At 40.2% G+C, this 11,421-nt stretch carries 8 protein-coding genes; 6 read left to right on the top strand and 2 right to left on the bottom strand.

Annotated features, from left to right (window positions below; genetic code table 11):
• Window positions 1–435: 435 nt before the first annotated feature.
• Window positions 436–582, bottom strand: a complete 147-nt coding sequence (locus V7K89_RS16230) for a ribbon-helix-helix protein, CopG family (protein WP_094348756.1) — start codon at window positions 580–582, stop codon at window positions 436–438.
• Window positions 583–1,762: 1,180 nt separating this feature from the next.
• Between V7K89_RS16230 and V7K89_RS16225 the strand changes: the two genes are divergently transcribed.
• The 5 genes from V7K89_RS16225 (at window position 1,763) to V7K89_RS16205 (ending at window position 8,688) form a co-directional block, all read left to right on the top strand.
• On the top strand, window positions 1,763–2,263 hold the full coding sequence (locus V7K89_RS16225) for a fatty acid hydroxylase (RefSeq protein WP_335188796.1): 501 nt from the start codon (window positions 1,763–1,765) through the stop codon (window positions 2,261–2,263).
• A 428-nt stretch (window positions 2,264–2,691) separates the two neighbouring features.
• The gene (locus tag V7K89_RS16220; RefSeq protein ID WP_335188794.1) at window positions 2,692–2,841 is read left to right on the top strand and encodes a hypothetical protein; all 150 of its coding nucleotides are present in this window, start codon (window positions 2,692–2,694) and stop codon (window positions 2,839–2,841) included.
• Window positions 2,828–4,816 carry a GAF domain-containing sensor histidine kinase gene (locus tag V7K89_RS16215; protein ID WP_335188792.1) on the top strand — a complete coding sequence of 663 codons (1,989 nt, stop codon included), beginning with the start codon at window positions 2,828–2,830 and terminating at the stop codon, window positions 4,814–4,816. The genes V7K89_RS16220 and V7K89_RS16215 overlap by 14 nt, the downstream gene beginning before the upstream one ends.
• Before the next feature lie 13 nt (window positions 4,817–4,829).
• Complete coding sequence (locus tag V7K89_RS16210) at window positions 4,830–8,198, top strand: PAS domain S-box protein (RefSeq protein ID WP_335188789.1); 3,369 nt, start codon at window positions 4,830–4,832, stop codon at window positions 8,196–8,198.
• A gap of 112 nt (window positions 8,199–8,310) precedes the next feature.
• The gene (locus tag V7K89_RS16205) at window positions 8,311–8,688 is read left to right on the top strand and encodes a response regulator transcription factor (protein WP_335188787.1); all 378 of its coding nucleotides are present in this window, start codon (window positions 8,311–8,313) and stop codon (window positions 8,686–8,688) included.
• A gap of 151 nt (window positions 8,689–8,839) precedes the next feature.
• On the opposite strand, the gene V7K89_RS16200 is transcribed toward V7K89_RS16205, so the two are convergent.
• A complete protein-coding gene (locus V7K89_RS16200) occupies window positions 8,840–9,067 on the bottom strand; it encodes a hypothetical protein (protein ID WP_335188785.1) in 228 nt (75 codons plus the stop codon).
• 779 nt (window positions 9,068–9,846) lie between these two features.
• On the opposite strand from V7K89_RS16200, the gene V7K89_RS16195 reads away from it, so the two are divergent.
• Window positions 9,847–10,905, top strand: a complete 1,059-nt coding sequence (locus tag V7K89_RS16195; protein WP_335188783.1) for a hypothetical protein — start codon at window positions 9,847–9,849, stop codon at window positions 10,903–10,905.
• Window positions 10,906–11,421 lie beyond the last annotated feature (516 nt).

The raw sequence follows: 11,421 nt of genomic DNA, 5'->3' as shown, positions 1-11,421 counted from the left end.
TATGCTGAAGTATTCAATTCGATTATTACTTCATTACTTGAAGTACGGGAAAATACCCGTGTTAACCTGATTCATCCCGCACTTATGCAACGCCCTCCGTTGATGATGCTTGGGGTTGGTTTGCTCACTGTGGTCTATTCATACGAAAACCGCTGTATTATCTGACGAAGATGACGACAGAATAAGGATAGTCACTGAACCAAAAAAATATTCTCTCACTCCTGATTGTGCAACTCAATAATAGCGATCGTGTCATCTTATTTTCGGCGCGTTGCACCCGCGTAAATAAGCACAGCACGCCGTAAACTAAATTTTTAGGTCTCTCTCAATCATCACAAAAAATTACTACCTCTTAATTTAACACCTCCAATTAAACCAAATTCTAATGCTCATAGCTTGAAAATGAACCAAGTGAAATGGTTCGTAAATCTACTTTTATTTCGTCAGTGGTAAGGCTCGAATGAGTTCTCTAATTACATCTGTTGCTGGTCTGCCTGTCTGTTCACAATATTTTTCAAGGTTTTTGGCTTCATTTGATGCCAGGTTTATAGTGATTCGTTTGACCGCCCATTTTTTGTTCATGCTAAAACAGATAAATCGTGTAATCATAACTTCAAATCCTGATTTTACCTTCCAACTCGGAAAGTAATCTAAATTTTGGATATCCTGAGATACCCTTTCAATAGGACACGTTGTAAATAAATATTGCAGGTGTGCTTTACTGATTTACTAACTTGTCTATAAATAGACTTATCCGAAAATGGTAAATGTATATGACAAAAGGATTTCAGTGATTACAAGGGAATGTGCGTTAGTGTAGCTCGTCGTAAACATCGCTAGACTAGGCTTAACTTTTCACTTCTTTTAGCTTAAGCAGAAGTCTCATGCCTACTCTTTTGCTACGCGCAGCAGCGACCGCAGGAGATAGGGTGATGCACAAAGTCACCAGTGTCTACACCATTCGCTCTTGTTGTAGAAGAAACGAATTAAAACGTGCTGGGCAAAAAAGATAAATTTTAAAAGTATCTCTGTCTTTTTAATATTTTTTCATCATTAAAAGTGCAGTTTGAGAGCTATATTATTACTCGATTGACAGAAAATATCTATGGCATCTAGTTAATTCTAGACGCTCAGAATTTTACAGCTTTTCAATTAAAATAAATCTACTTTAATCACCTAGATAGCTCAATAAATATTGGCAGAATACCTATTTATATCGTTCTGATTAAATTCATAATTTAAGCTTGATTGCACTAAATTTAGAATTAACAACATTGAAGAAAGCCTTAACCTAAATTTGTACTAAGTTTAACTCAACCTTTGCTTACGCTGTATGCCTTAGTAAGAAGATTGTGTAGTAACTATGAATAAATACTGTATTTTTATCGGGTTATAGATGTATTAATATCATTAATCCAGAGCTAAAAGTCAAATTGGAGGTTCTTACGAGTTGCTGTTTACTGCATTAAGGATCGGAGATTCATAGAAACTGCAACTGACCCAATTACATATACTCTGAGCCAAATTACCAGGAGCGTAGACACATGAAACGCACACATGCTGCTTGAATAGCAAAAAATTAGTACAACGGGCGCGTAAATAAACCACCCATTCCAATCAATAAAACGCTTATGCTGCATACCTTTTTGACTTTTGATTTTTGATTTTTGACTTCCGCCTTGCGGTACTAGGTGTCTACGCTCACAGCATGACATTTGCATATTTTCTGTGGTGTTTTCTTAACTATTCTTGAGGAGTACAAATGCTTGAGGCTATCGCTGTTGCTTGGTTATTACTGTTTTTTGGCGATTTTCTATCTACATTCTTTTACCATGTACCCGAGCACGTTTTTGGTAGCCTTCATTTAAAAACGCACCACTCCTGGAAAAAGGACTTCCGCCACTATGCTATTTTGACTCTTAATTCTCAGGTTTTTTTAGATGGTATCTTGGGAGCTTTACCTTATATAGTTATAGCAGTAGTTTTGTGGTCTTTCTCTCCCATTGGCGTTATCTCTGGATTACTGCTTGGTCAGTTTCATGTATGGTGGAGACATATAAGTGTACTGGGTTGGCAAACTCCAAAGCCTGTAAATATCTTATGTCAAATTCTATTTATTACTACTCCTGAGAGACACTGGTTACATCATCATAAAACTAATTTAGGTTTCGGCGATATTTTCACCTTCTTTGAACAACCTGCACAAATGTGGTTACGCTGGCTGCGATTAGTCAGACTTCGTTTTCGCGACTCTCGGATCTAACTAAAACTACCGTTACCTAAATACTTTTTAAAATTATCAAAAGAAGCTGCGATCGCAGCTTCTTTTGTACACTAAAGGGGATTATTCTACTCTCAAAAATACGCTAACTTACATATTCAAAAAAGCTGATTCCCAATTTATAAGGACTAGCAACAAGAGATATGAATTTACCATAGATTTTAATCTATACTTTTATCTAATTAATTTGTTTTTATTTATAGTTACTCTAGAACTTATCAAACAGTAAGCGAGTTACAAGGACGGAAAAATGCCTCTGGTAAAGAGTTTCAATGTATTTGCTACCGTTCGACTTTGCTGTTATATCGCTAATGTTTTTGGGAAAACTAGTCTTAATTAGTAAATTATTATATCCCTAGATTTTTATGACAATTCCTCTCTTTTCAAGAGATGCTAGACCTAGCTTGCTTATGCAAAGGAGTACGGTTAGCTACGGTGAAGGTGGTAAGAGGTTGCAATACAGTGTAGGTTTATCTTTGAGACACTACTCCAACGAACCAACACTGATTGTGAGAAATTTGCAACCTGCTCTAGATGAGGTGTTTCATGTCCGCAGTTAGCCTCAGAAAGATACTCAACAAAAAAGAGTTGCCATTTCTTATTCATAACTTAGTATACCAGTTCAACATCGCGATTAATGTTGAACTGGTAGACGGCACGAAACTGATTAGCATTGGGGAGCAAACTGTAGAAAACCGTTATCCAATCGAGGTTTCAGGAGAAATCATCGGTTGGGTTGTTGGAGAAGAACAAGCAACTATACTTGCAAATTTGCTCTCATTTCTGGCAAAGCAGGAAGCTGAGAAGAAAATACTCGCCAAAGAATTGCTGGAGCGATATCAGGAAATTGATTTGTTTGACGATATCTCGACTCAACTGACAACAAGTTTAGATACACGACAGATTGCCCAACTTGTGCTTCAAGAATTGAGTCAATTAATTGAATCATCTGCGGGGATGATTCTGCTTTTGAGTCCAGATGCAACTGCATTTGAAATCATTGCCGAATTTGGAGTGTTTTTTGATCGCAGTCAGCCGGAACCAGGTAAGGGAATTATCGGCAACATTGTACAATCCAACCGAGCAGAACTGGTCAATGATGTGCAAGCCGATCCGCGATTAGAGGGACAAAAAAACGTCAATGCCATGATTTGTGTGCCGTTGCGAGCCAAGGAGCGGGTACTGGGAGCGATCGCTATTGGAACGACCAAAACTGACTCATACAAAGCTGAACACTTGAAACTTGTGAGTATCTTTGCCTCTCAAACTGCGATCGCCATTGACAAAGCTGTGCTTTACGAGCAAAGCACTCAAGCAGCCGTCCAGGCAAAAGCCCAGACACAGAAGCTTCAGCAAGCTCTCCATGAGCTGCAATTAGCACAAACTCGGTTAATCCAAAGCGAAAAAATGTCCAGTCTCGGGCAACTTATTGCCGGAGTTGCTCACGAAATCAACAACCCAGTTAACTTTATTTGCGGCAATTTAAAGTATGTTGCCGAATACGCTAAAGACTTGTTACACCTGTTGGAAAAGTATCAGAAATTTCTACCTGTTGCTCCTCCAGAACTGGAATCAGAGTTAGACAATATAGACCTGGAATTTATCATGCAGGATTTCCCCAAACTGCTAGATTCGATGAAACTGGGCACAGGTCGCATCGTCGAAATTGTTCAATCCCTGAAAAACTTCTCCCGCCATGACGAAGCTGAAATGAAAGCCGTCAACATCCATGATGGCATCGACGGAACGCTAATGATTCTTCATCATCGCTTGAAAGCAGATGTTCATCGTCCGGCAATTGAAATCGTTAAAGACTATGCAAAACTTCCCCTGATTAAATGCTATCCCGGACAGTTGAATCAGGTGTTTATGAACATCCTGGCAAATGCCATTGATGCTTTGGAAGAAAGTATGGAAAATTCAGAAGTTAAAAGTAGTCCCCAATCCCCAAACCCCATTACCCCTTATCCCCAAATCACTATTCGTACCAAAGCCCTTGACCAACAATGGGTTGTGATTCGCATTGCTGACAACGGCCCAGGCATGAAGGAAGAGGTAATTCGCCGCATTTACGATCCCTTCTTCACCACGAAAGATGTTGGTAAAGGAACCGGGCTAGGCATGGCAATCAGCTACCAAATTGTTGTGGACAGACATGGGGGAATGCTCAAGTGTCGTTCTCAACCAGATGAAGGGACAGAATTCTGGATTCAGATTCCGTTAAATTGTGCATTTACAGACGCTAGTGAAGAACAGAATTGCACCTCTGCCTCGCCAATTCCCACAACCGAATCATCTCCCACTCCCGATGCCGACGGCTTCATTTCATCAACAGTTCCAATGCTTAAACCAACGGATCTGCTGATCCGCCATACTCAAATGATTGAGCGACTTTCACAGCACAGTCCAGATGTGGAAAGTGCATCACCCGATCAAATTTACCAGATGTTTCAACGCCACCCAATTTCCTTAAAGCTTTACGCCACTTTGTTGTCTTGGTTCTGTTGTTTTAACCCTACCCAAATACGCCACTAAAGAAACCTTAACCATGTTTAAGCAATTTGATGAATACAACAGTCAGCTATTTGAACAATGTCCTCTTGGGCTAGTACTATACCGAACAGATGGGACGCTAATTAACATCAACCCCGCCTATGCTGCCATTTTAGGGCGTACTGTTTCAGAAACCCTAAATCTCAGCTATTGGCAAATTACTCCAGAAAATTATGCCGCCAAGCAAGCCCTGCTAGAGAACCTAGAACGGACTGGTCGTTACGGACCCGATGAGAAGGAGTTCATCCACAAAGACGGGCATTTAATTCCGGTCAGGGTCTCCGGACTAATGATTGACAAGGATGGAGAGCGCCTGATCTGGTCAAGTGTGGAAGATATTAGCGACCTCAAGCATGTCCAGCAGGAACGTCAACACTCCGAAAAAATTTTGAAAAAGAGCGAAGCACGATACCGCTCTCTAGTCAAAACTAACACGCAAATTATCTGGGTCAGCACACCAGAAGGAATTTGCTTTGAATTGACAGACTGGATCGCCTACACAGGTCAAAGTTTAGCTGAAGCGGAAAATGGGGGCTGGATTGATGCTGTACATCCCGATGATCGTGGCTATACCGGAGAAGCCTGGGGTGTTGCCGTAGCAAACCTGAGCATGTATCAAATTGAATATCGAATTCGTGGCAAGGATGGCAACTATCGCTACTTTTGGGTCTGGGGTGCCCCTGTCATCGAAGATGATGGTAGCGTTCAGGAGTGGATTGGTACCTGCACCGATATTCACGATCGCAAGCTGGCAGAAGCCGAAAATCAGCGTCTTAAAGAACGATATCGCTCCTTAGTAACTGCTACTTCACAGATCGTCTGGGGAGCTACCCCAGAAGGACTGGGAATAAGCAGTGAAATGCTTACTTGGATGGCCTATACGGGGCAGAGCAAAGCTGAAGTTGAGGGTTGGGGCTGGATTGACCCAATTCACCCCGATGACCGTGCTAGATCCACAGAAGTTTGGAATGCTGCTGTGGCAAACCGGGGGATCTACCAAACCGAATATCGGCTGCGCGGCAAGGATGGTACATACCGGTACTTCTCTGTCTGTGGTGCCCCCGTCCTGGAAGAAAACGGCAGTATTCGGGAATGGATTGGCACCTGTACTGATATTCACGATCGCAAGCAGGCAGAAGCTGAAAATCAACGTTTATTGGATATGTTAAATCATTCCAGCGATGCCATCATCGTCCGCGACATGACCGAGAAAATCTTGTACTGGAATCAAGGTGCCGAAACTCTCTACGGTTGGACGCGTGAGGAAGTAAAAGGTCAATACATTCACGCATTTATTAAAAAAACTTTTCCAAAACCAAAACAAGAGATTATAGCAGACTTATTACAGCAAGGCAATTGGGAAGGAGAAGTCCAACACCAGACTCATGAGGCCAAACTGATTACCGTGCAAAGCCGATGGACGTTGCAACGGGACATCTCTGGTCAGCCCTGCGCGGTGCTGGAAATTAATACTGACATCACTGGCCGCAAACAAGCAGAAATCGCTCTGCGGCAACTCAATCAAGAACTGGAAGCTAGAGTTGAAGAGCGAACAGCTGCCATGCAAAATACCCTAGCAGAAGCACAGGGATTAAATGCCATTTTAGATAACTTAGCTGATGGTTTATTAGTGGTAGACACCGCCGGACAAATCACCCACTTCAATCCGGCTTTTTTAGCCATGTATGGATTGACAGCTACCGCCCTCAATGGTCACTACCGAGAATTGCCGATATCTGGTTTAGCAGACCTGGTTGCACGAACTCAGTCCCATCCTCAAGAGGTTTTCTCTGCCGAAGTTGCACTGACTAAAGAACGCATTGGTCAAGCAGTGGCAACCGCCATTTTCAAAAAGACAGCAAACCCAGAACCCTCTGCCTGCTTCGGTTCGGCACTGCTGATTCGAGATGTGACGGCAGAAAAGGAAATTGACCAGATGAAGACCGATTTCATCTCAACAGTTTCCCATGAGCTGCGGACGCCACTGACTTCTGTCCTCGGTTTTGCGTCGATCATTCAAGAAAAGCTGGAAACCGATGTGTTCCCAATGATTTGTACCGAAGACCGTAAACTTCAGAAAACGATTAAGCGGGTGGCTGACAATCTCAACATTATTGTCTCGGAAGCAGAACGGCTCACGTCTTTGATTAACGATGTCCTGGACATCGCCAAGATGGAAGCAGGTAAGGTGGAATGGCAGATGCAGCCGATTGATCCCAGCGAATTACTAGATTGGGCAAACAATTCTACCGCCGGTTTATTTGAAACCAATGGCTTGCAGTTGGTCAGCGAGATTGAACCTGGGCTGCCTCAGATAGTAGGCGATCGCAATCGTTTGCTGCAAGTTTTAATTAACCTGATTTCCAATGCCGTTAAGTTTACCGAATCTGGTTGTGTCACCTGCCGCGTCAAACAAGAAAACGACGGTGTTTGCTTCAGCGTCATTGACACAGGCATTGGAATTGCGCCTGAAGACCAGCCAAAAGTATTCGAGAAATTCCGCCAAGTTGGCGACACTCTCACTGACAAACCCAAAGGCACAGGATTAGGACTGCCCATCTGTAAACAAATCGTCGATCATCACGGCGGTAGAATCTGGGTTGAGAGTGAACCAGGTAAAGGCAGCATATTCTCGTTTATCATTCCCACCTACGCCAGCGATCAAAAAAATACTGCTAATCTGAATTTGGATACGCTAGTCAAACAACTTAAAGAACACGTCATCACCAAAAATGCTGTGCCCAACCAAAACCGTAAAACCATTTTGGTTGTAGATGATGACGCTAACATTCGGGAATTGCTCCGCCAACAACTGGAAAACGAAGGCTACAATGTTCGTGAAGGAAAGGACGGCATGGATGCAATTCATCAAATCAAAACAGCCCGTCCCGATCTGATCCTCTTGGACGTGATGATGCCCCAAATCAACGGCTTCGATGTGGCAGCTGTTCTCAAAAACGATCCTCAAACCGCAGATATTCCGATTATTATTCTGTCAATTATTGAAAACAAAGAACGGGGCTATCATATTGGCATTGATCGCTATCTCACCAAGCCCATTGACACAGAAAAACTCCTCAACGAAATTGGCTCATTGCTTTACCAAGGCACTTCTAGTAAAAAGGTATTGGTTGTAGATAAAAATGCATCAGCCTTAAAAACTTTATCAGATGTACTGCAAACTCAGGGATACAACGTAATTGAAGCTTCCGATCCGCAAGAATGCATTTATAAAGCCCTGTCAGCCAAACCTGACATGATTATCATTGATTCTATCTTCTCTCAAGAAGCCGATTTAGTGAAAACCCTACGCTTTGAGAAGGAGTTGCAAAATGTATTTTTTATTATGCTGTCTGAACAGTAATTGCTAGAGAGTGGGGATTGGAGACTGGGGACTGGGAAGGAATTGTTCTAATCCTTAATCCTTAATTTCCAATGCCCAATGCCCAATTCCCAATCCCCAATACCCAATCCCTATGACCCAGAAAATTCTAATTGTTGACGATGAACCTAATATCTTGATTTTGATGGAACAAGCCTTAGAAGTATTAGAAGATGAGGGTGTTGAACTTCTAACTGCTAGAAATGGAGAAGAAGCTCTCGAAACTATCAAAACTGAAAAACCAAACCTGGTTTTTCTGGATGTAATGATGCCCAAAATGAATGGTCTGCAAGTCTGCCATATTGTAAAAAACGACCTGCAAATGACTGACATCTATATCATAATTTTGACAGCCAAGGGACAAGAATATGATAAACAAAAAGGAATTGAGGTTGGTGCAGACTTATATTTAACTAAACCATTTCGTCCCAAAGAAGTACTTGAAAAATCAATGCAGGTGTTGGGTTTTTGAGAAAAGTTATCAAGGCTTTTCATCTGCGATTGCAGTACTTGAAACAATCGGTACAAATCTGGTTACGCTGCCTATCCCTGCTAACACTTCGTTAATAGATCAACGGTTAGCAGTATTCATATTAGGGTACCCGGATTTCTCACTACATCTCTCAAATCCTGCGCTTGTGCAGGGGAGCAGGAGAGAGTTCTTGTACAAGTTCTTTCCCCCTCTGCCCCTCAAGCTTGTGAGAAATGCGGGGGTAGCGCTCACCTGCTGCCAGATTTTTAGGTGCAACCGCTTCCAGTCGATTCAACTCATGTTCAGTCAAGGTAATTTCGGTAGCTCCAACATTCTCCTCCAAGTCAGGTACAGCGTTTTGTACCAGGAATTGGGACAATATCTTCTCCTTATGGGCTATAGGGAACAAACCCAATTCCTATACACTTAGAAGTATTTACTGATAAAAGTAGTTAAAAAATATTTTGAATCAAATAGACTGATAATTGATTTTTATATACATATCTTTATACTGCGGAAAACGCTGTCCTCAATTATGGTCTAAATATTTACACCTTAGTTTGAACATAAGTTTTAGAGAAGTTTTAATCAAATAATATACATCAAATGGCGATTGTTAAAGCTAGACCACATTACTACGACTTCAAATGTATATGCTTTTAAACGTGGCGAATGTGTCTAATGAGGCCAACATTTTATTAGCTTTTTCTTGAACTTAACTTTATTAAACTACTTTTGTAATTCAATAAACACTTATTTTAATAATTCAGTAAATGTAGGGTTATCAGCTTACTTAAAAAGAGTATAAATTTAGCCTAATACTTTCATTATTACAGGCTCTAGCATTAATTTTATGATTTTTACCTCATAGAAAAAATAACTAATTAATCCATACACATATAATCTCAAAAATTTATAATATTTATACAAAAAAATCTTCATATAAAACTTTTATATAAAGTGATAGTGATGGCTCTATATACATTTGATAGAACATTGATGTTATTGCCTTAGTGAGATGATTTTAAGGGCTAAAAACTTTTTCAAATATCTGTGTTCTGCAACCAATGCTCAGTTTTTTTCAGGACAATAGTATTAAGCTATGTACTATCATAACGGACTGTAAATAAGAATCTGAAAATTGAGAGGGTATCTCACATGACATCTTTTGAATCAAATGACAGTAATAGCATTGAATCTCAGGGTATAAGTCTACAAATCTGGCGTACAGAATTTCTAGTTTTACCCATTCCAAAAAGAGAGCTTAATGCTAATACCCCTGTCAAGCTTGATATTACTATTAGCAACAAAATGCTAACTCACTTTCGCTACAACCGCTCTGGCAGTTTAATTCCCCAGATTGTCGGGTCAAATGGTCAAGTTTTACAAATGCAAGAACCGAAAAACAGGAGAAAAATTAATAAATATGATGATTATTTAGTTCAGCCAGGAGACTCTATTTTTACATTATTATATGCAAAACTATCTTGGAAAAATAAAAAGTTACAATTTCAAATTCCTGATTTACCTACTGAAACTGGTAATTATTGGACTGTAAATGATATCCAATTAGGAACTTATCAACTACGGTTCATATATCGCACCAATATAAAGTCAGCAGTAGGGATAGAGACAGTTCGATTAAATACTCAATACATAAATTTGCGTTTAATTGAACCTGTTGCAACTAATAATAATTCAGTTGAAGTCGATAGCATCCGTTTTGAAACCCTAGTGCCACAACCACGTTTAATCATCCCCAAGAAACAACCTGAAGCTATAAATTTTGTACAATTCGGATTGCGTGTTACTAACTTATCATCAATCACTTATCGCTTCAATTTTCATGGCTTAAAGCCAGAAATTCAAAGTATGAATGGGCAATTAATACGGCGAGTTTATCATAGAAATGTAACCATCGGCACAGATGAATCTCATTTTCTGTTAGCTATGCCAAAAGAAAGCTTAACTTGTTTTATAGATGCCGAGCTTCGCTGGTATTTGCATTCTAATCAAATTGTAATGCAAGGAAGAGATAGTATTGGCGGCTACTGGTCTTTTCAAAATCTCAATCTTGGAAATTATAGAGTTCGTTTTACTTACAAAGGTTCAAAGCCAGATGATGTGACTAAATTATTGCACGGCGTAATTATAGAAAATCTTTGGAGAACAACAGTACATCTACCTTTTATAGATTTTAATTTAGTTGCAAAATAATTATTATTACATAAAACGATTTAACTCAACAGGTTAGATCGTTTTAACATTAACACCTAATTTTCTCAAAGTCCTGTCTAATGAAGATTTTAAGAATTTCATCTCGAACGTAAATCTTCAATATTCCACAACATCACAACTAGACCACAAGCAAACCCAGCCCCGCCTGTCAACGCCAAAGCCGTCAGTGGCATAAACTATTGAAACACCTGCATCCAAATGGCCTTCTCTTGAAACTTTTCTACCTGCCGCTTCTGTAGAGACGCAAAATTTAGCGTCTCTACAACCCTTTAGAACTAGTGGGACAGACCACTAGAAGGCATTGAACGTAGTTTTAAGGTTTCAGACAATCTTTTTGGTTCTAAAATCCAAAAAATTGGTCTAATCTGAAAAACCTACCCATAAGAGGCTCCCCTGTTTATTTAGAGGATGTTTTAAAAGTGAGGGGCTATTGTAAGAAAACTCACAAGGCTTAAGCTGAAAGATTGAAGATATCAGCACCTTGTGAGCAAATGA

Source organism: Nostoc sp. (assembly GCF_036917515.1).
Taxonomy (GTDB): Bacteria; Cyanobacteriota; Cyanobacteriia; order Cyanobacteriales; family Nostocaceae; genus Nostoc.
Note: the sequence above shows the minus strand (reverse complement) of the source record. Positions and strands in the feature narration are given on the sequence as shown.